At 45.8% G+C, this 21,336-nt stretch carries 17 protein-coding genes; 6 read left to right on the forward strand and 11 right to left on the reverse strand.

Annotated features, from left to right (window positions below):
- Positions 1–88: 88 nt before the first annotated feature.
- The 5 genes from L21SP3_RS05455 to L21SP3_RS05475 all read right to left on the reverse strand — a co-directional run bounded on the left by L21SP3_RS05455 (position 89) and on the right by L21SP3_RS05475 (position 9,028).
- Positions 89–3,382 (reverse strand): LamG-like jellyroll fold domain-containing protein, encoded by a 3,294-nt coding sequence (locus L21SP3_RS05455; RefSeq protein ID WP_077539845.1) that lies wholly within the window; start codon positions 3,380–3,382, stop codon positions 89–91.
- 19 nt (positions 3,383–3,401) lie between these two features.
- On the reverse strand, positions 3,402–4,619 hold the full coding sequence (locus L21SP3_RS05460) for a LamG-like jellyroll fold domain-containing protein (protein ID WP_123785143.1): 1,218 nt from the start codon (positions 4,617–4,619) through the stop codon (positions 3,402–3,404).
- A 226-nt stretch (positions 4,620–4,845) separates the two neighbouring features.
- Positions 4,846–7,035 carry a LamG-like jellyroll fold domain-containing protein gene (locus tag L21SP3_RS05465; RefSeq protein ID WP_077539849.1) on the reverse strand — a complete coding sequence of 730 codons (2,190 nt, stop codon included), beginning with the start codon at positions 7,033–7,035 and terminating at the stop codon, positions 4,846–4,848.
- 85 nt (positions 7,036–7,120) lie between these two features.
- Entirely contained in the window at positions 7,121–8,035 is a 915-nt protein-coding gene (locus L21SP3_RS05470) for a LamG-like jellyroll fold domain-containing protein (protein ID WP_161488112.1), read from the reverse strand.
- Positions 8,036–8,140: 105 nt separating this feature from the next.
- Positions 8,141–9,028, reverse strand: coding sequence for a type II secretion system protein (locus L21SP3_RS05475; protein ID WP_077539852.1), 888 nt, complete (start codon positions 9,026–9,028; stop codon positions 8,141–8,143).
- 572 nt (positions 9,029–9,600) lie between these two features.
- Between L21SP3_RS05475 and L21SP3_RS12125 the strand changes: the two genes are divergently transcribed.
- From L21SP3_RS12125 to L21SP3_RS05490, 3 genes are read left to right on the forward strand one after another with little or no spacing between them, the layout of a single operon-like run.
- Positions 9,601–10,566 carry a lysophospholipid acyltransferase family protein gene (locus L21SP3_RS12125; RefSeq protein WP_077539854.1) on the forward strand — a complete coding sequence of 322 codons (966 nt, stop codon included), beginning with the start codon at positions 9,601–9,603 and terminating at the stop codon, positions 10,564–10,566.
- Positions 10,563–11,174, forward strand: a complete 612-nt coding sequence (locus tag L21SP3_RS05485; protein WP_227806822.1) for a sugar transferase — start codon at positions 10,563–10,565, stop codon at positions 11,172–11,174. The genes L21SP3_RS12125 and L21SP3_RS05485 overlap by 4 nt, the downstream gene beginning before the upstream one ends.
- A gap of 32 nt (positions 11,175–11,206) precedes the next feature.
- Positions 11,207–12,313: a glycosyltransferase family 4 protein gene (locus L21SP3_RS05490; protein ID WP_077539857.1), complete on the forward strand. Its 1,107-nt coding sequence runs from the start codon at positions 11,207–11,209 to the stop codon at positions 12,311–12,313.
- Here L21SP3_RS05490 and L21SP3_RS05495 read toward each other — a convergent pair.
- Both L21SP3_RS05495 and L21SP3_RS05500 read right to left on the reverse strand, forming a co-directional pair.
- Positions 12,300–13,337: a glycosyltransferase family 4 protein gene (locus L21SP3_RS05495; RefSeq protein WP_077539859.1), complete on the reverse strand. Its 1,038-nt coding sequence runs from the start codon at positions 13,335–13,337 to the stop codon at positions 12,300–12,302. The two genes, L21SP3_RS05490 and L21SP3_RS05495, sit on opposite strands and share 14 nt — an antisense overlap.
- Before the next feature lie 51 nt (positions 13,338–13,388).
- A complete protein-coding gene (locus L21SP3_RS05500; protein WP_227806803.1) occupies positions 13,389–14,732 on the reverse strand; it encodes an IS5 family transposase in 1,344 nt (447 codons plus the stop codon).
- A 306-nt stretch (positions 14,733–15,038) separates the two neighbouring features.
- Here L21SP3_RS05500 and L21SP3_RS05505 point away from each other — a divergent pair, with 306 nt between their 5' ends.
- The 3 genes from L21SP3_RS05505 to L21SP3_RS05515 are packed head-to-tail and all read left to right on the forward strand — an operon-like array spanning position 15,039 to position 18,010.
- Positions 15,039–16,082 carry a glycosyltransferase gene (locus L21SP3_RS05505; RefSeq protein ID WP_077539861.1) on the forward strand — a complete coding sequence of 348 codons (1,044 nt, stop codon included), beginning with the start codon at positions 15,039–15,041 and terminating at the stop codon, positions 16,080–16,082.
- Between the two features lie 3 nt (positions 16,083–16,085).
- Positions 16,086–17,111 (forward strand): glycosyltransferase family protein, encoded by a 1,026-nt coding sequence (locus L21SP3_RS05510; RefSeq protein ID WP_077539862.1) that lies wholly within the window; start codon positions 16,086–16,088, stop codon positions 17,109–17,111.
- A gap of 2 nt (positions 17,112–17,113) precedes the next feature.
- Positions 17,114–18,010, forward strand: a complete 897-nt coding sequence (locus tag L21SP3_RS05515; RefSeq protein WP_077539864.1) for a GT-D fold domain-containing glycosyltransferase — start codon at positions 17,114–17,116, stop codon at positions 18,008–18,010.
- On the opposite strand, the gene L21SP3_RS05520 is transcribed toward L21SP3_RS05515, so the two are convergent.
- The 4 genes from L21SP3_RS05520 to L21SP3_RS05535 form a co-directional block, all read right to left on the reverse strand.
- Complete coding sequence (locus tag L21SP3_RS05520) at positions 17,983–18,714, reverse strand: hypothetical protein (RefSeq protein WP_077539866.1); 732 nt, start codon at positions 18,712–18,714, stop codon at positions 17,983–17,985. The two genes, L21SP3_RS05515 and L21SP3_RS05520, sit on opposite strands and share 28 nt — an antisense overlap.
- The gene (locus L21SP3_RS05525; protein ID WP_077539868.1) at positions 18,711–19,520 is read right to left on the reverse strand and encodes an FkbM family methyltransferase; all 810 of its coding nucleotides are present in this window, start codon (positions 19,518–19,520) and stop codon (positions 18,711–18,713) included. Before L21SP3_RS05525 ends, L21SP3_RS05520 begins: the two co-directional genes overlap by 4 nt.
- Before the next feature lie 74 nt (positions 19,521–19,594).
- Positions 19,595–20,458: a DNA methyltransferase gene (locus tag L21SP3_RS05530; RefSeq protein WP_077539869.1), complete on the reverse strand. Its 864-nt coding sequence runs from the start codon at positions 20,456–20,458 to the stop codon at positions 19,595–19,597.
- A gap of 267 nt (positions 20,459–20,725) precedes the next feature.
- Positions 20,726–21,319, reverse strand: coding sequence for a hypothetical protein (locus L21SP3_RS05535; protein ID WP_077539870.1), 594 nt, complete (start codon positions 21,317–21,319; stop codon positions 20,726–20,728).
- Positions 21,320–21,336: the final 17 nt, after the last annotated feature.

The following is a 21,336-nucleotide window of genomic DNA, read 5'->3' on the forward strand; positions in this document are numbered from 1 at the left end:
AAAGACGCAAATTCAAGACAAAAAGATTTTAAACAGTCCCTGTAAAAACAGTCTTTGGTTAAAACAAATCCGCCCTTTTGCTCCGCATTCAATCCTCATCCTCCCATACCGAACGGAGCTTGTAAGCGTCCAGATAATTAATGTGAGCGGTGCCGCTTATTGAATACAGCTGAACGCCTGTACTGTCTGCACGAGTTGGATAAACACGCGTGCTGAAGACTGCCCTGTCGTTAATAAATACATCCAAAATGCTGTGGTCTACAAATATATGGAATTTCACAGGCTCCCCGGCAATATCGAACCCGGCACTTAACAGATTAGTCTCAGAGCCGGTTTTATCCAGCGTTGAATTTCTTTTGTCTATATTAACAGTACCTGCAAGCCGGTCGTAATAGATTAAAGTTTCTTCTGCCCCGTCAGGGCTTCTGAGAACTTTCACGCCGACAATAGCCGCATCCTGAGGCTCGATTTCTGCCTTTATTTCCACCATTTTCCCGTAAACTGGTCGAAGGTTTTCTTCTCCAATGCCCGTAGCCAATTCTTTGTCTTCCAGCTCAAAATGATACTCCCTGAGGTTTGCAATCTCAGGTGCCGGCTTCTGACGCAATGTACCGTCAGAAGCTGCATATATCTTTCGCGGCAGGGAGAATGTGTGCCGCCAGCCTGCATTTTCAATAAGTGCGGCGCATCTCTGCTCGGGCACAATCCCCATTATTCTGGGCAAGCCGTCAGGTGCTGTATATGCAGCGGGAGCAAGCATCCAATTGAATATATCCAGCTGTCTTGGCTCGGGGTGGTCAGGCGTAAAATGTTCATTTTCCCATTTACCGATCCAATAAAGCTCTCTGGCAGGTCCGTCGGACTCCATTGTAGTAATCAGGAGTATATGCTTTCCGTTTCCAATGGGCAGAAAAACGGGCATCTCCCAATAGTGGCCTGAGGAGCTTATATTCCCGGTATGCAGCGGATGAAGAAACTGCCAATCCCTCAGATTTGCAGATTTGTAGAGAAGCGCTGCACCGCCTGCACCATCTACGCCTGAACCTATAACCATATACCATAAATCGTTTCCCCTCCAAACATAAGGATCGCGATAATCCATATATCCGGGCGGGACATCACTCAGCACATGCCCCTGTTTCTGCCATGTTTTCCAGCCGTCAACACTCGTTGCCAAGGCCACATGCGCCTTGCCTTCAATTGCGGTATAAACGAGGGTTGGGATGCCGTTGTCATAAACCGCATTGCCGGACCAGCACCCTCCCGAATCAATCCCGGGCTCCGGTGCTATGGCATTCGGCATATGATCCCAGTCAGCCAAATCGGAACTCTTAAGATGCCCCCAATGTATATGATCCCAGAAGCTCCCCGAGGGGTTTTTCTGATGGAATACATGCCACTCCTGGCGGTCGGGGTCGTAAACTAAGCCTGTAGGTTCATTTGTCCAGTTCGCTGATGTGCCTGCATGATATCCCGGTCGGGCATTAGAATCAGTTATGAACCTTTCTTTAGATGGTATAAGATCCGGTTTATTATCCAAGGGCAAAGCCTTAGCATATTCTGCCCTTATTTGTTTGCGAGAGAGGGCTTTGTTATACACCCGAAGCTCATCCATAATCCCGTTTACAGCGCCGTGGGCATAAGGTCCAGACCATTGAGTATGAATATCCCTGCCTATCATCAGGTCGGTTTCGGTATCGGGAGTTAGTGGTCTTCCAGCTGGAGAAGCAGCAGTGCCCACAAGGCGGCCGTTAAGATAAAGCTTTATGCCCTGGTCTTTATGGAAGGTTGCCGCGATATGATTCCATTTGTATTTCGGCAGCTCCATCGTTGCCCAGCAAGTATGCCAGTTTCCATCAACGGAAACTGAAAGATTCCACCTGCCGAATTTTGTAATCCCAAAGAAATAGCCTGCTGAGGGTGCTGTATAATGATTCACAAAGGCAGCATCATCTACAGGGTAAGACTCCAGCGCAGCCCAGCATTCTACAGTAAGCTCTTCTGAAGGAAGCTTATCCTGCGGTATAGATTTTGTTATCCAATTTGTTCCTCCATCAAAACGAAGCGCCTTTCCGTATGCGCCGTCTTCCCATTCGGGGTCATAAAACGGGCTGTTTATGCCCAGCATCGCCCCTGATTCCATGTCGTTGGTCTGATAGCCCTGACCCTCTTCGAAGTCTAATACAACCTGGGCATCATTATACTCGGCAGCCTGCTTGTAAGGTGTGATGTCAACCCCTTGAAGCCAAAACTCCGTGAAGCCGGTAAAGTCTGCAAAATCAACATAGCAGTCTGCGTTTTCATCGTGAACGGAAGGAAACTTGCAGGTTGGATTTACAGTTGAAAACCGCCAAGTTTTTCCGGACACCACTTCCTCCCCGAATACCTCATCAATTCTCCAGTAATACGTTCTTCCTGCCTCAAGTCCGCCGGGCAGATATGAAACACCCTCCTGCTCGGAACGGAAGGTTAAAGGAAACTCGGAGCCTAAATAAACTCTGTGCTCTTCAGCGCCGGGTGCAGGCGCCCATTGCAGTGAGGGATTTATCCAAACTTCTTTCTTATAATCTGCTGGTGATGGTCTGGAAGCTGTGTTCTTATTTGGCAAATCACCTAAGAGCTGCTCATCTGTAAGCGCGACCTCGCTAAAGCGAAGCTCATCTATCAATCCTCTGAAAGTTCGTGAGCCGCCGGAAGTTTCTCGTCCAATAAACATAGACTCATCACTGCCTAAGTTCAAGCGGCTTCCGGTGTAAAACTGCTTCATATTCGTATCATAGCTTCCATCAGGATTGAGCACGCCAAAAATCAGCCGGCCTGAATCTTTGATGTATCTTATCACAAAATAATGCCAGTTTCCGTCAGCATAGTTTCTGCTGTTCAGCGGGACAGACTGAATCCCGCCCGGAATCATATTGATATTGAAATTAAGAGCTCCATTGCCGTTTTCATTAAGAACTAAGCTGTAGCTGAAATCGCTGTCGGCCTGCAGAAACACCTGCATCGGCCCTGCCAGAGACTGTTCACCATTTGTCCTGAAAAATCCCTCAACAGTGAAGGAACCGGAGAAGTCCAAAACATTTCCGTACTGTGAGGGCGGGAAGAAAAGGATTCCGTATCCTGACTGCGCGGAAGAATCGTATGAATAGCCGCCGCCGGAAAAGCCTTCGTTAAACATATCGGATGGAGGAGTCTGGTCGGAAGTGGTATAGCCCTCTGTCCCCATATACCAGAGGTGGCTGCCGTTTCCGCTGGAATCATTAACCACGGGATTTCCGGAGAGAGGATCCATAGACCACAGACCGATTGTATCAGCGCAGCCTATGCCGCAGAAAAATTCAACACAAATCATCAAAAAAATTAAGCTCTTCAATCTTAGCATAATGTTTCCTCAGCAATTCTCAAAAACAAGCATTTTCAGGTACAATTCCGCAATCCAGCCAAGCTGCAACAAAATGGGACAAATCATTGATGTCAACAATGCAGTCGTCATTGTAATCATGAACAGAAAACTCATCGCATGCGGGCTGCTGGGTGGTAAACGACCAAACCTCACCCTGAACAGCAGTTCCGTCCATCAATATTTCATCAACACGCCAGAGATACGTTGTACCCGGTTTTAATGTATTCGGAGAATATCCGGTCTGCTTCTGCTGGGTTTTGAATTTGGGAGGCTCTGTACGTCCGAAATATACGTTGTAAGCATAAACGCCGCTTCCCGAGTCCCACTGAAGCTCTATATCAAGACCAACCCCCTGCTCTCTGGGTGCTGGGTAAGGGTTTCTCTCTGCTTCTATTCTGCCCATAAGTTCGGAATTCGGGACAATCCCATCGCTGATTCTGAGTTCATCAATCAGGCCGTTAAACTGCCTGCTTCCTCCATAGTTCTCACGCCCGATAAGCATATTAGCGCTGCCGCCTCTTTGAAGCTGAGAACCTTCTGAGAGCTGCACTTCTTTCTGCTCTGTTTGACCGTCAGCAGTCAAAACTGTCAAAGACATTTCATCGGACGGTTCGCTGAATCTGGCTGCGAAATAATACCAGCTGCCGTCGGCATAGTTCCTCGCATTTGCATCCACTGATTTTATTCCGTCGATTGTGGTATTTGCAGCAAACCTGAGCCATCCAGCCCCGCCTTCATTTATTGATATACTGTAGCTGTAGTCGTTCTCTGCCTGGAGGAGTATTTGCTGCACTCCGCCGGCGGACTGGTCTGCGTGAGTCTTGAAAAACCCTTCTACTGTAAAAGAGCCGTGGTAGTCAAATTCGTTTCCATACTGATCCTGCGGAAAAAACAGAACGCCTTCATCAAACTGTTCGCCGGCATCAAATGAATTCCCGTGAGGTGAAAAACCATCGGAGAAGAGTGTTTGGGGCGGCTTAACAGAGCTGAAAGTAAAGCCGGCATTTCCGAAATACCAGAGATGATCGAATTCCACCACCCCTTCGCTAGGACCGCCTATTGTTCCCTGCCCAAGCCCGAAAGCGCTGTCGTAAACCGCAGGGTTTGCAAGATGAGTCCAGTCCATAGACCAGCGCACGGTTGTCTGGGCAAAACAGGCTGAAGCCGCTAAAATTATTACGGCATTGAAAACTGTTTTCTCTAACAAGGGTTTCAAGAAATATCTCCCTTCGAATTGCAATTCAGTTTTATCTTACAATCCGTATTAGCTTATACGGATATATAATTCTCTGCGACCGCAGCAGCACCGTATCTGTAAATCAATCTTACCATTACGCAAGTGAAGAGCTTTTAAAAATAAGCTTCCCGATTTTTTAGATGCGGTTGAATCTGCTGAAAAAACAGCAGGGGGAAAGCCCCCCCCCGCTGTTTGAATGATATTTCTATGGACACGCTTCAGATGGCACGAGATTGCATTTGAGCCAATTTGAAGACATTATTGCAAGGTCGTTTAAGTCGATATAGCAGTTTCCATCAGCATCGCCCGGCAATGGCGGGTCGCATTGAGGAATCACAGTGCTGAAGCTCCAAACTTTCCCCTCAAGGGTGTTAGACATACTGTCAACCTGATCAACTCTCCAGTAGTATGTTTTGGAGAATTCCAGCTCGCCCGGGTCATAATTTGTTGAGCTCTGATTGCCCTGGAATGTGAGGTTATTAGGGTCAGTGCCCCAATACACATCATGGCTTACCGCATCTCTTCCGGCATTCCAGCTCAGCTCTGCATCTATATCAACACCCTCAGCTCCGTTTGCCGGATAGGGGTTGTATGCCCACGGAGACATCCCGCCAACTTCTGCCGGCGAGAGTTTCTGGTCGTAGATGCTGAATTCATCGAGCTTGCCGACAAAATTCAAGGTATTAGACCAGATATTCTGGTACGTTGAGGCCTTTACCTCAGAGCTTGCATCATTCAAATCAAACTGCCCTGCCGCTAATTCTGAGCCGTTTCTATAGAGGACGCACTGATTAGTCCACCCGTCATAGGTTGCTGTAATCATCTGCCAAGCACCGGGAGTGAAATTTTCGCCTGATTCAACATCTGTACGATTGCCGTACATCGTAATCCCGCTCCAAGGGAAAGAGGCGATATAACGCAGCGAACCGAACATATTTGGGTCAGCAGAAGGGTCTTCTGTATTTTCGCTGCTGGTGAACATCTGATCGCCCATTCCGGCAATTATAGTTTCTTCCTCTAAAGGCTGATCGATATAAACAAAGATATTCATCGTCCAGGAATCCTCGCCTGCCAAAGGCAGATTATCAGGGCTCTGATTCACTACAGAACCTCCACCGTTAAACTCAAGGCAGTTTCCTTCAAAGCCTGTAGTCCAGGTTGGATTCGACCAGCCGTCAAAGCTGCCGTCATTTCCGTTTCCGGAAGTGTCCTGAACAGTCTGGCCTGAGGTTTCATCCATTTTCCATTCGAGCACCTTTTGCGGGGCAGGACGCGTGTTAAAACTCCAGACCGGGCCATTTACCTCAACATTGCCTGAGGCATCTAACCCATCAACCTTCCAGTAGTAGGTCTTGTTTGCCTCAAGAGATGTGAGCGCATCATAAAAACTCTCGGAAACATTGCCAAGCTTTGTCATACTTGCCTGCGTTTCTCCAAGATAAACATCATAGGAAGCAATCACCTCATCATCACCCCACCATTCAAGATAGGCATCTTGTGCGACAACATTCTGCTGACCATCCTGAGGATGAATAACGCTTACGCTAACCGGAACAGCACCCATAAGCTGAGTATCAGATACAATTCCGGAGCTGAAACGCAGCTCATCTATAAAACCGTTAAAATTCCTGCCGCCTGTAAAGTTTTCCCTGCCGATAAGCATATTCCCTGCGCCTTCATGAAGGAGCTCAGAGCCGCCCGGAAGTGCCTGCGTGGCTGAATATACCGAGCCGTCCTCTTTCATTACTGTCAAAGAAAAACGGTCGCTGCGGTCGTCAAAACGGGCTGCAAAGTAGTGCCAGCTCCCGTCTGCAAAATTTGCAGTACCCGGGCCGCCTGCATATACTGTGGTGATCTGGCCGGTTCCAGAGGCTATCGTGTTTACAGCAAACATTAAAGCTCCTTCACCGCCTTCGTTGAGTGTAATATTATAGCTGAATCCTACTTCATCCTGTATCAGAATCTGCTGAAATCCGTTTTGAGACTGGTCGCCGTCAGTTTTGAAAAATCCTTCAATTGTGAAAGAATCAGCGAAATCGAATTCATTTCCGTAGCCGTCTTGAGGGAAGAACAAAACGCCGTCCTGACCCTGCATATAACCAGCGTAGAACGATTCTTCACCGCCTGAAAATCCTTCATTGAACATACTTGCCGGCGGGGTATCATAGCCTGAAACATATCCGTTTTCAGGAAAAAAATAAAGGTGGTCTTCGGAAGCATCAACCGCCAAACCGCCAGAGAGAACCCCCTGCCCTGCTCCGACAGCAGAATCATTTACCACAGGATTAACTGTCCCTGTATAATCCATACTCCAATGACTGATTGGAGTTGCAGCGGAAACTAAAATGCTTGCCGCCAATAAAAATAGCAATGAAACTGTTTTTTTAATTATCATATAAAAACCTCGAACCTGCACATAAAAAAAACGAACACAGACGGTGCAGACATCTGTGTTCGCCTGCTTATCAATCTTTACAATATTAAGTTTTACGTTTTCTGGTAAAAGCCAAGCTCCCGATTCCTAAAAGAAGTGCAGTAACAGGCTCCGGTACACCAATAAGCTCAGGATTGCTCATGGCGCTGCCGGAAAGCCTTACTTCATCAATCAAACCGGCAAAGCGTTCAACTGGTGTTTCACCTTCTCTGCGGCCTATAAGAATATTGTTATTGCCTCCGTTGATAATCATATCATTAGTGAGAGTCTGGTTCTTGAAATAGGCGCTGCCGTCTTCGCTGTAAACCATAAGGCTCATTTCATTAGATGCGTTATTGTATCTTGCAGCAGCATAATGCCACATCCCGTCCTGAAAACCTGCTGCCCTGTCTTCTGTTGTCATAACAATGTTAACAAAACCAGAGCCGTCATACCCCCAAAACTCAAGGCCTCCCGCACCGGAATTTCCGGTATTTAGCTGGAGATGGCTCGCAGCGTGTCCTTCCTTTGCCCAGAGCAGAGTCTGAGCTCCAGAGGTATCTCCTATCTGCTTGAAAAACAGCTCGGCAGTAAAGCTTCCGGAGCTATACTCATTTCCGTATTGATCGGCAGCATAGAACATATTTCCGCCCAATTCTCGAACTGCATTAAAATTAAATGACTGAGCAGATGAAATACCGTTCAGCATACCGGAGGGAGCAGCATCACTGCTGAAGGCATTCTCTCCGCCTCCCAAATCAGGATCCTCCATCTCTCCCCACACATATAAAGGGTCATGTGCAGGATTTGGGTCTCCTGAATTTCCTGCAATGCTTCCCTGTCCACTACTGTCTGCGCTGTCAGCTATGCCGTGGGTATTAGCATTCCCGTCCACGTAAAGGCCTTCCTGCCACGCATCCATTTTCCAGTGATGGTAAACAGCAGAAGCAGGGCTTGCAGCAGAAATAATGAAAACAGCCATTAATAACATCAGCAAGCAATTGTTCATTTTTCGAATTCTCATTTTCTTGCTCTCCAAATTAAACTACATTTTTTCTGAGCCCATTGCCCATTATTATTCATTTTTTTATCTTGGCCAAACAAGCCTGAACGCCTCTTCTCTAACTTCAGAGGGCGAACCGTTCCTCGATATTTTTTCGCCAAAGCTCATTGTTTCAGTATGGCCATCCAGAAAGACCACATTCCCCTCGCCCCTGTTTTTTTCCTCTCCGAAAACGTTATGGAAAGTTCCGAAATAATTAACAGGCCTTGAGCGGAGTATATACAGCGAATTATCATCTAAGCCGTAATCGCTGACGCCTGGGATAGTCCATGCGTTCTCATCTGCAAATCCCACAATATCAGCCGGCTTGTCAACTCTCAGCATCTTAATAGATCTGCCGCTGGCTTCTAAGCTGTCCGGATGAGAAGCGGGAGGCGGTACAGATGTAACCCAAGGATTCCATTTATTCGATTCTACACCGAGCCAATAGTTCATACTGTAGCTGTATTGCGGTTCGATAGGGATTGCCTGCTGATGGCCTGGGTGGTGATCTGAACCGTAAGTTTCTGCAAAAGAAGGGAAGGAAGGACATAAATGCGCACCCTCATTTTCAAGGTAAGGCCAAAGCCCCCCGTCCGGAGCTGCCAAACTGTTGTGCCAAACGCATTGAGGAGGACAGGCCGGGCCGGATTCGTAAGAACCGTCAGGCTGGAGATACTGGCCTTTGCTTATTTTGCTCAAATTATCCTGAGAATAGAGCCAGTTATATATATAGGGGAAATAACCGTCATTACTGCTTGTATACATTTGAATTGCCAAGCCATACTGCCTGAGATTAGACTTGCATACAATTATCCTTGCGCTCTCACGCGCCCTGCCCAGAGCGGGCATAAGAACTGCCATCAGCAGCGCTATGATTGAAATGACAACGAGCAGTTCAATTAATGTAAATCCTTTTTTATAATGGGTCATAAGTAAATCCCAAATGACAAATACTAAGCTTACTAAAAATAAATTGTAAAAAACAGCTTATCTTTTGAAGCCTTGCAAGTCAAGCGTTTTTTTAGAATTTTTAGAGTTTTTTTCATTTACTCAAAAATTAAATGACTTTGCAACAAGCCTATCTCTTTGAAAATTAAGACGCATCAAGAGCCCAGCTGCAAAACAAACCCTTCTAATAAAATCACAATTCAACTCAACACAACATAAAACAATGATTTGGAAGACTGAATTGACATAGCCTTGCATTATACTATCTTTTGTTTTACTTACTAATTTTATAGTCAAAACTAAAGCTTAGAATTGCTTTTCAAAACTAAAATCCGAGTATATATAAAAATATCAGCACCTGTATGCGTTTTACAAAAAAATAATCAAAAGCCAAATTTATCATTAACCGCCTGCCCGCTTGCTGAAAATTGATAAACCGGATGCTTTTACTGATTGGTCAAACCAAAATATATAAGCCTGCGAAAGACACCTAAATCGCTCTGGGGGTTTGAATTCATTTGGCAATTCTGCGGGAATTATTAAAATACCCATCTATGGCCGGAAAAAGCAAAAGAAAAAACAAACGAAAGCGCAGCACTGCCGAACATTATATCGAATATCTCGGCGTTCGGCTTGCAGCGGGAGTGCTGCATACCCTCGGGGTTCGCCGTTCGCTAAGGCTCGCAATGAAGATTGGCGAGATTATGTGGGACCATTACCCGAAAGGCAGAAAGAAGGCCGTGGAGAATCTGCGCAGCAGCTTCCCTGAAAAGGATGAAGAATGGATCAAACAAACCTGCATCAAGAGCTTTCAGCATCTGGTTATGCTTGCTGTTGACGTTTTCTTCACAACAAAGCTCGTCCGTCGGGATAACTGGCGAGATTATGCAGAATTTATCAACGCCGAACGGGCAAAATGGCTCATGGCCGAGAAGAAGGGGCTTATAATGCTCACAGGCCATTACGGAAACTTCGAGATTATGGGCTATCTGATGGGGCTTTTCGGCTTCGATGTTTACAGCATTGCCCGCCCGATAGACAACCCCTTCGTAAACAAATGGCTCTATTCCGTGCGTGAGAGGCACGGCCAGCACATAATCAACAAAAAGGGAGCTGCGAAGGTTATGCCGGAGCTGGTTAAGAAAGGTGCAACGCTGGGCTTCATCGCAGACCAGAACGCCGGGAGGAAGGGGATATTCGTCGATTTCTTCGGCAAGCCCGCAAGCACTTACAAAAGCATAGGCCTGCTCGCTATAACCGAAAACCTTCCCGTAGTTGTAGGCGTATGCCGGCAGAGGATGGGTGAATTTTTCTTCGAGATTGAATGCGGACGCATTATAACCCCGGCCGAATGGCAGGATAAAGAAAACCCGCTCAAATGGCTCACGCAGGAATATTCCGGCGAGCTCGAAAAGCTTATCAGAAAGGCCCCCGAGCAGTACTGGTGGATACATCGGAGGTGGAAAACGCGTCCGGAAGATGTAAAACGGAAACGCAAAGCCAAAGCGGGGAAAAATTGAGCGATTGTGTAAAAAGGCTTATAGATTTGACAGTATCGCTTGCCGCCCTGCTCGTGCTGTGGCCGGTGATACTGCTTATCGCAGCTGCTGTTCGCCTGGAGAGCCGAGGGAATCCGTTTTTCCTGCAGGAAAGGGCAGGCAGAAACGCAAAACCCTTTACGATGATCAAATTCCGCACGATGAGGGCAGATGCTGATCCGTTCGGCAATTCGCCCAAAACAAGCGATGACCCGAGAATTACGAAAACCGGAAGACTTCTTCGCGAAACGAGCCTTGATGAACTGCCCCAGCTTGTGAACGTGCTGAAGGGGCAGATGTCTCTGGTGGGGCCGAGGCCGCTGTACGTTTCGCAGATTGCCGAATGGAACGAAAGGCAGAAACGCAGACTCGAGGCCAAACCCGGGATTACAGGCCTCGCCCAGATCTCAGGCAGAGGCTCGCTTACGATAGAGGAAAAGCTCGAGCTGGATGTGGAGTATGTGGAAACGAGAAACCTTATTAACGATTTGAAGATCCTGCTCCGAACGTTCACAGGAGTTTTTGCGAAGTCTGACATATACGAGAAGAAGTATTCAGAGAATCAGCATACTCGGAGCGGAAAACAATGAAAACGCAGAAACCCAAAGGCTGGTGAGATAATATGAAAATTGTTCAGGTAGTTCCCGAGCTCCATCAGGGCGGCGTAGAGAGAGGCGCAGTGGAGCTCAGCCGTGAGCTGGCCTCACGCGGACACGAGAGCTTCGTTATCAGCGCAGGCGGGAAGCTGGCAGGCAAGCTCGCTGCGGAAGGCGGAAAACATATCACAATGGACGTATGCTCGAAAAACCCAATCACCGCCCCGCTGAGGGCTTGGGGACTGCGGGGATTCATCAAGGGGCTCAAGCCCGATATAGTGCATGCAAGAAGCCGCGTGCCGGCGTGGATGTGCTGGTTTGCCCTGAAGGGAATGAAGATTCCGCTGGTAACCACGGTGCACGGATTTAACAGCGTAAGCGCATACAGCAAGATTATGACCGCCGGGGAGAGGGTGATCTACGGGAGCAGCGCTATCAGGGATTACGTGGTTAAAAATTACAAATTCGACTATGACAGGCTCCGGTATGTCCCCCGAGGCGTGGATATGGACTACTTCGACCCAGCCAAGACAGATGAAGAATTTATCGAAGCATTCAAAAAGCAGTATGCACTTGAGGATAGATACGTAATATCGATTATCGGAAGGGTTACCGAATGGAAAGGCCATGAAGACTTCATCCACGCAGTTGCCAGATACCGAAAAAAGCACCCCGAGGCTGTGGGGCTTATCGTTGGCCGAAAGGCAGGGAATAAGGGCGATTATTTCGAAAAGCTTCACAGTATGACCGAAAGACTCGGCGGGAAGGAGGCCTTCAAATTTGCAGGGCCTCAGGCGAATGTGCGGGAGATTTACGCCGTTAGCGACCTTACAGTATCAGCTGCATCAAGCAAGCCCGAATCTTTCGGCAGGATAGCAGCCGAGGCGATGGCCATGAATACGCCCGTTGTGGGAAGCAGCCACGGCGGTACGCTCGATATCATCAAAGACGGCCAAACCGGCCTGCTGTTCAACCCAAAAGATGCAGATCAGCTCGCCGAGAAAATTCAAGAAGCTGCAAATATGAACTTCTCCGGACTGAGAGATTATATCGATGAAAACTTCAGCCTCAGGATTATGGTCGATAAAGAGCTTGAGGTGTACAGGGAGCTGACAAAACTCACCGTGAAATAAGCAATCTGTAGATCTTTTCGAGCCTTGGGATTATCGCCTGCTGATAATATTTACTACGATACAGCTCAAGGGCTTTTTGTGCTTTATTACTTGCTTCATCTCTGCTGCTCAGAGATTGTTTTATTGCCTCAGCCAAGGCCTGAGAGGAGCCTTTCTCTGTTAGATAGGCGTTTTCACTGCTTAAAATTTGAGACGGTCCCTGGGTTTTTGTACAAACCATCGGGATGCCTCTTGCCATAGCCTCAAGAACAACTATTCCGAAAGGCTCATCAAGCGAAGGGAGCACAAATAAATCCGCGTGATCAAGAGCCTGGGACACATCATCCAGCCAAACGCCAAGATTCACTCTATCTTTGATGCCCAGTTTTCTGCTCAGGGCTTTGAGATTATCAAGTTCAGGTCCGCTTCCGCCTATTACAAGCTCTGCGTCTATCCCGTCAGCGAGAATATCAGCAAACGCATTAAGGAGCAGGTCAAAACCTTTTTTCTGAACGTATCTGCCATAGGAAAGGATTCTTATTTTACCATCCTGAATTTGCTTTGCCGACTCGGCAGGCTCAATACGAGAAAAATTCGGCAAAACTCTAACCCTCTGTTCAGGCCAGCCCAAATTAAGGGCATGACGTTTCTGGTCTTCAGTGGTGGCGATAAGCATATCTATATGCCTGTATTTATTAAGTGCTACATAATTGTGGAGCTTTGCTATTACGGGAATTTTTTCCCTGCGCAGGGCCCTGCCTGTATGCCAGGCTGCCCGCTTGAGCTGGGTGTGAACAACATCAGCATCAAAATCCAGTATGAGTTTATGAAGCCTGTGAGGCGTGGAAACATCCCATTCCCCATGGGAATTAACAGTTTTGAGAGTTAAATTTGGAATGCCTTCAAGGCTTTCTTTCTTTACAAAATCTTTATGGCAAATAGCCAAAACCTCGTGCGAACGTTCTGCAAGAGCCCTTGATGTGTCAACAAATGACCGCTCAGCACCGCCAAAATTCCGAGCGAGCATAACCTGTGCTATACGCATATATAGTCGTTCCTGAAAAATCAATGATTTTGGGGAAACTAAAAAAATATATCAGGCTAATCGAGTCTTTAATTTGCTTTTCATTGCCAAATTTCTGTAAAATTCAATAATTTTAAGCATAAAAATATAGGCAAAAGTAAACTTCTTTAGAAGTTTACGCATATTGTACCCAAAAGCGCTGCCGAGGGCGTTCATTTTGTCCCCTTCTACACCTTTCAAGAAGTTTCTTCCCAACCTGTTGTCTTCTTTGAGGTGGCCTATCGTTGGTTCTATGCTCGATCTTCTCTTAATCCACCTCTTGATACTTCGTTTCTTTTTTCGCCAGCCCTTTTCTACAATTTCAACATTTCCAATATCTTCGCAGCCATGTTTCTTGTATCCTCCATCAACATAAACATCTCCAAGCTTTTCTCTCCCGATTAAATTCATTGTCTGCTTCAGATTAGCCCGAAGAGTATGGCCATCATAAGGGTTTCCTTCAAAGCCCAACGCTCCTACGATAAAATTATTCTTGGCAGTAGTTACAATTCCAACCTTATTTCCAAACTCATATTTCTTGTGGCTTTTGCCTTTCCCAATGCAGCAGACGTGAGGTTCGTGAATACTGTAGAGCTTATTTTTGCTTTTCTTTGTCTGGGCTAAAAGCTTCTTAGCGGCTTGAAGCAATGTATCAAAAATTATTCTTAACTGCTCATTGCCTGCTATATTCCGCTCGACCTCTTTCGTAATTCGCCGCAGGTAGTTCCTTAATTTCTTCACTTCTTTTTTAGCTCTTTTGAACTGTTTTGCACGTCGATACCTGCCCTGCATTACATACGCCCTTTTTCCAACCCTTTCGTAGCTTTGGCGAAGTTGGAGTTTTGAGGCTTTTGCAAGATCTACAAGCTTAATGCGCAGTTTGTGGCAGAGTTTTGCGTCGGTCGGATAAGTGATGTTCTTCTGCTGAACGGTTGTATCTGCAACGAGCTTGTTGAAATCGTTCTTTTTGATAACCTTAAGCTTCAAGCCGGCTTTGATAGTTTCTTCGAGCAGCTCTTCAAGACCATCAGATTTTACCTTATTACGCCACTTAGTCATACTGGTTGGATCAATAGGAGGCTCGTACTGGAAGTATCTTTCGCCGCAGAAATACTGCCAGTAAGGATTCTCAACCCAGCCGGCAACGATTGCTTCATCGCTGAGATTGAAAGTGTACTTGAGATACTGAAGGCCGACCATCAGGCGAATCGGCTTGGCCGGCCTGCCTGAATCAGGACTGTATAAACTGCCAAACTTCTCTTCAAAGCGAGACCAGTTGACAACCTCTGAGAGTTGGACTAAAGAGTGATCAGGATTTACAAGAGGTTTTAATGGCTGCTGAAAGAGTAAGCCTGCTTTATTGTTTTTTGCCTTCATTATTTTGTCCCAATATTGCAATGTTTTGATAGATGTAAGATAAACACTTGCAATATTATACCATATCTCGAAAGCTTTTCAATCATATAAACCATTATCAGAAAAGAATTTAAGGAAATTTTAAACTTTTTCAGGGGCGACTATATATTTCTCGAATTAATGAACTGCAATTTTTAACATCAATCATAATTATATAAAAGTATTGTTTGTTAATCAAGTTAAGGCTGTCGGAGTTCTTATTCTCTTGACAATAAAACGGATAAAGGATAATAGCATAAAAATACGCAAAGTTTCAGGGGAATAGTTATGAAAATAGTTCAGTGTATGTTTGCAAAGGGCAAAGGCGGGCTCGAACAGGTATTCGTTGACCACACCAAGACCCTCAAAGCTGCGGGCTTTGAAATTTTCCCAATATGCAACTGCAAAGGAAGCTATAAAGAGAATGTGGCTGAGGCAGCAGGCAGAGAGCCGATTTTAATTTCCAACACCAGAAAGCTTAATCCTTTTTTCGGGTGGAAGTTTGCCCGAGCAGTTATGCAGATTCAGCCGGATATAGTTTTTCTGCATGGAAACAGGGCTATTTCAATGTGCCTGAGCAGGTTTGTAAAAAAGAAACTCCCTGAAAATACGAAAATCTGCGCAACCACCCACAACTACCGCAACAAACTTTTCACAGGGCTTGATGCCTCCCTCGTTATAAGCAGGGATTTAGAAGAAAAGCTCAAATGCAGAGCCATACCTTCAGAACGGATTTTCTACTTCCCGAATGCAGTCCGCCTGGAGCCGCCAAAGGAATTTCATTTCCACAGCCCACCTGTTATAGGAACAATGAGAAGACTGCATCACGAAAAAGGCTGCGATGTGCTGCTTAAAGCCTGCGGGATACTGAAGCAGAGGGGAATTGAGTTTAGTCTGGTTGTCGGGGGAGAAGGCGAGCAGAGACAATCATTGGAAGATCTCTGCAGCGAGCTTGGCATTGAAGATTCAGTAAGCCTGCCGGGATGGGTAAAAAACAAAGAGAAATTTTTCAGCGAAATAGATATCTTTTGTATGCCCTCAAGAAAGGAAGGGCTTCCCGTGGCCCTGCTTGAGGCAATGTCTTTCGGTAAACCCTGCATTACAACAAACCTGCCCGGCCCTTCCGAGGCGATAAATAAAAATGGCGGCGGGATAATAATTGAAAAAGAAAATCCTGAAAAACTTGCAGACGCCCTTGAGAAAATAATAATAAATGAAGATTTTGCAGCCGGCCTTGGCCAGAAGGCTCGGCAGACTGTACGGGATGAATACTCGTTCGAGATGCAGAAGAAAAGACTCAGTGATATTTGTGAAAGAATAGTCAGGCTTTAAGATATGAGAATAGTACACTCGGATAATATAATGATCCGCCGATACGGGCTTACCAAGGTATCAACCGGAAGGAAGCTTTTTAACGGCATGATCAGGAACAACTGGAAGGTGATCGAATACAGCGAGAGGGATATTGCAAAATTCGAGGCTCCTCTGCATATAAAACCGCTTGGGGTGCCCGCAGCGAACAAGAAGTTTATAGAAGTTTGCAGGAACTGGAATCCTGATCTGATTATCATCGGCCACAGCGACCTTATCACAAACAATACGCTGGACAGGGTGAAGGCAATTATGCCGAATGTACCGATAGCATATATAAACGTTGACCCTCCTTGGAGAGAGCGGAACGTTAAAAAGCTGCACTGGCGAAAGAATCACGTTGATGCGATGTTTATCACTTCCGGAGGCGATTTTCTCAGGCAGTTCTGCACGGGAAGAAATATCGTCAGCTTCATTCCCAACGCAGCCGACCCATGCATCGAAGATATGGACAATTCAAAGAAGGACGAGCTCGAATATGATCTGACGTTTTGCGGCAAAGGCAGTGAAACAGACGACCGCTATCCTCTGATAGTTAATCTGCATAATGACCTCAAAGACAAGCTGAAATTTGAGACATTCGGAATCTACGGAAACCCCGCTGTATGGGGGCAGGAGTACGACAGCGTGCTTTCAAAAACGAAGATGAGCCTCAATCTGAATCGCTATGAAGGCTGGAAATATTATTCATCTGCTAGAATCTCACAGCTAATGGGCAACGGAATCCTTGCATTTATATGGGACGCAGGGCAGATGAAGGATATTATCCCGGAAAACTGCGCCGCATACTTCAAAGATGAAGATGAGCTGAAGAAAAAGATTATTGAATTTCATAACGATAACCAAATGAGAAAAGATATCGCCGGTGCAGGAAGAAAATACTACCACGATAATTTTTCCGGTCAGCAGATTATCAAATATATCGCCGAAACAACCTTCGGCAAACCATACTCAGAAGATTACATCTGGCAGGGTGAGGTGTATAAATAAAGATGATTGGAGAGTTGGATAACTTTTGGAAGAAACTAAGATACTTTTCACTGCGCCACGTAAACCTCTTTCTATCCTCATTTATACTAAACTCAGACAAAAGGAAAAAGTTTCGTGAAAATGCAGATTCGCGTTTAATTGAGCATTTCAGGAAAGACATAGATAAATTCATCTCTCTTTATCCAGCAGCTTACTGCGATGAGGAAACTCTAAGAGAGATATTGCATTCGAAAAAAAGCGTATGCAGATTTGGCGACGGCGAATTCAAGCTGATAGTTGGAGAAAGGCACAAATCTTTTCAGGATGTAAACAGTGAGCTGAATCGCAGAATGCTTGAGGTGCTAAAGAGCAATAAGCCTGATATTATTGTTGCAATATTTCCGGTCAGCGATTTTGATTCTCTTGGGAAAGTCTGGCAGAAATTTGCTGTAAGGATTGGTGATAAAGTTCTCAAGCTTTTAGAGCCCGAGCGAAAATACTATTCAGCCCTGTGCTTCAGAAATCTTCCAACTGATGGTAAATCCAAGTTTATCGAAAGAGTGCAGCTTATAAAGCAGATCTGGCAAAATAGAAAGATTCTTATTGTTGTCGGCAAGGCGGGACGGTTCACGTTCGAAAAGGAGCTTTTCAATAATGCCCGAAGTGCTGATATTGTTTATGCGCCCGCGAAAAATGCCTTCGCCAAATACGATATTATACTTAATAAAATCAAAGCCTATAATCCAAAGGAGTATCTTGTTCTGCTGGTTTTAGGCCCAACGGCTGCAGTTATGGCTTATGATCTGGCCAAATTAGGTTATCAGGCAATAGATTTTGGCCAAATGCCCGGGACATTCAGAAGGACTAAGAAAAAACTTTTCGGCAGCGAGGATCATATCATCGAAGATTTGTTTGAATGAAAATTGATTTGCTTATCATTTTGGATTTTCGTAATAATCCTTTTCGCCTTTGCCGGCAGCCAAAGCAGCAGTGCGAAAACCAGAGGCGGCTTTGAGACTGCCCTGAACTCCACAGCGATTCTGTCAACGCCCTGTTCGAGGCAGATTGAGATTCTGTGGTGGCCTTGGTCTAAGGTGTCCAGCACGCCGAAGCTGCGGCAAACCATAATGCTGATTGGATGCTCATCTTTGTAGCCCTGTTCCCTGATCTGCTTTGAAAGCTCTTCGTATTTGCCCGCCCTCTTGCTTTCCGGGATTCGCCATTTGGGGTTTCGGATTCCGTATGCATTTTCTTTTGTTCTTATCCCCCGCTCTATCCCCATCATTCGGATTTCTTTTGCGCTTATATGATAGATGCCTGCAGAGCTGTATTTGAATTTCTTTCTTGCAAACTTAAACATACTGAGAATACTCAGGAAACGCGGCATATTATTTTTGAAAGCAATTCTTGCCGGCACATATTCTATCCCGTTTTCAGCTGCCTTGAAAGCCTTTGCTTTTCCCTTTACCAAGAAATCTGCCTCGCCTTTTTGAGCGTTTCCTATAAGCACTGCGAAATCCTCGCTGAATCTGCCCTCCAGCCTGTCCGCATCGGGGTGAACAGGCAGAGAAGCGAGGTCTTTGGGGTCCAGCTTGTATGTTTCGGATGATTTGAGAAATTTCATTGAGTTTTATTCTTTTTATAGAGCCCGTTGCCGTTTGTTTTTCTAACAAGGTTGTAGCCCGATTTTACAAGCATGTCCTGCAGGTCTTCCTGCCAGCAGTTTTTGTGGGCAAGCTCTAATACGATTGCTTCAGGAAGCAGTTTATTCTCAGCAGCTTTGAGAAATGGGGCAAGTGCTTTATCTTCCGCACCTTCAATATCGATCTTCAATCCGCCGATTGATTCAACTTTCAGCTCTGCAAGTATTTCTATGAGCGGCTTTGTCTGGATTTTTATCGTTTTCTCGCCCTTATTCTCATTGCATATACTTGCAATACCGAGATTCCCGCTTACATCCAGCTCAAAGCTTTCGCCGTCTGCCGCTCCAAAGGGAGCAACAGAAACCTTTGAATCAAATCCATTGATCTTTATATTGTAATTCAGCCTGCCTATCGCTTCAGGATTAGGCTCCACTGCTGCAACTCTGGATGCACCCTGCTTGGCTAATGTGAGGGAGTAATATCCTATATTTGCTCCTATATCTACGAAAGTTTTGCCTGAGCAAGCCTCGCTGAGGAAATCAATTTCTTCATTGTCTTTTTCTGCTCTGGAAAAGAAAAGCTTTTTATCTGTTAAATTGTCATCTACTTTCAGCCTGTATTTAATTCCTCTTATTTCGCAGTCGATTATAGGCCCGAAAGACTTAACCCAGTAAGAGTATAGTTTTTTTCTAACAGAACCTCTGCTTAACCCCATCGAAATAAGGCGGGATATAAAGTCCCCTTTTGTTGTTGGTCTATACTTGCCCCAATCAGATTGTAAATCCATCAATTACCTTGCTTCCCTAATAACTATTTCAATTTCAAATAAGACTGTAAAGTAAATTTCTGCAAACGGCAAATCTATTCTTTTCTTCGCTTTGAGCGATTTGGCGAACCTTTAGTCTGTTTAATGCGGTTCTTGTTTCTGCTTGCGGGTCTGGTGCTGTTTTTAGCCGGTCTTTTACGTTTTGTCATTTTCCGGGGGTTTGCCGGCTTTTTGTTTTGCGGTTTCTGCATAATGAACAGGTAGTTGAAGCCTCTCAGGAAGAAGTTCTGTTCGTCTGCTGCTTTTCTGTAGTTCCCCATTTCGAGCGTTTTATTATGCCGCACAACGGAAACTATATCTTTCGGCGTGAATTTTTCCCGCATAATAGCGAAGAGCTCAAAGCCTATCGGAAAAAAGCCCTTCTTGAGCTCGAATGAATCGCAAACGTAGAGTCCGAAAAACTTTCCCGGCTTGAGTATGCGGTGAATCTCGGCTAACACCTGCCTCATTGAATCGTAGTATTCTTTTTCGCCTGCGTGGAGCTTGCCGATGCAGCGGGGGTCATCGCTGTAGTTGATGTGGGTGGAGTATGGTGGGTCTATGAAAACGAAATCCGCCTTCTCGTCCTCCAGCGGGAGCTTTCGTGCATCCACATTGAATATATCCGGCCTCGTCGGGTTTACATCATACCCGAGAGCTCTTCGCCCCAGGTCTCTGGCCACATCCAGCGTTGTGCCGCTGCCGCACATCGGGTCAACTGCCAGATCGTTCTTCTTGGTATAACGCTGGAGCAGATTCCATATCACGTAGCTCGGCGTGGCTCCGATATAGCTGGTATCGCCCTGCTCTGAGCCTCCGTAATTCTGCGATGGATAGTCCCATAGCGTGGTAACTTCCTTTTGCAGAGAAGGCTTTTCGAACCGCTGCTTTTTGCTTTTACTTTTCGGCTTTTCTGGCATAAAGGATTATTTTAGCAATCCCCGCAAAATTGCAATCTTTTCTGTGCCTGATTAGTCGCCGAGAGAGACATAAAAATCCGCAGGCTGCACTGACTACACGATTTTTTAATGTATTTAAAACATTGATAATAGACAACTTGCAAACAATCTTCGCTGTCCTGTCCGAATCATACAATTCACATCGCCGCAGAACACGCTAAGGGGTATATATTTTTAATGAAAGGCCAAGCATTTTAGGATTGCTAAAGAAAGCTTAGCTGAAAAAAATTACTTGAGCGGCCAAGCATCCGGGCAGTAATCCATCCAGTAATTCGCTAAGACGGCAGAATCCAGCATATCTACATTGAAATCCTGATTCAGGTCTCCGGGACATTTCATTTGCTTGAGCCAGTCATCTGCAAAGCTGTAGAGGTCTTCCAAGGACACCCTGCACGCCTGGACGGCATCCGAAACAGCAAAGTTTACCCAGCCGATATTCTCGCCCCATGCCCAGCCTGAAAACTCGCCGTCCGAATCGATGGTTACCCCTCCGCCGTTAGGGGCGAAATTGATCCAGCCTGCGTTTTCAGCCCAAGCGAAGCCTGAGAGATTTCCGCTGCCGTCGTTTATAACGCCTCCGTAATTCGAAGGCGAGAGGTTTATCCAGCCGATGTTCTCTGCCCACACAAACCCCTGTACTGAATCAGAAGAGACTTGCACGCCGCTGCCCTGAGCGGGCTGAAAATTGAGCCAGCCGGCATTTACGCTCCAGGCATACTGACTGCCGTCTTGGTATGGGTCTATATTTTCAGCGAAACAGAAAAACCCGGCTGCAAGAATCAGAAAGGCAAGGGCAGAAAGCTTTAATATATAAGTATTCATTACAGTTCCTTTCTTTT

This window comes from Sedimentisphaera cyanobacteriorum (assembly GCF_001997385.1).
GTDB lineage: Bacteria > Planctomycetota > Phycisphaerae > Sedimentisphaerales > Sedimentisphaeraceae > Sedimentisphaera > Sedimentisphaera cyanobacteriorum.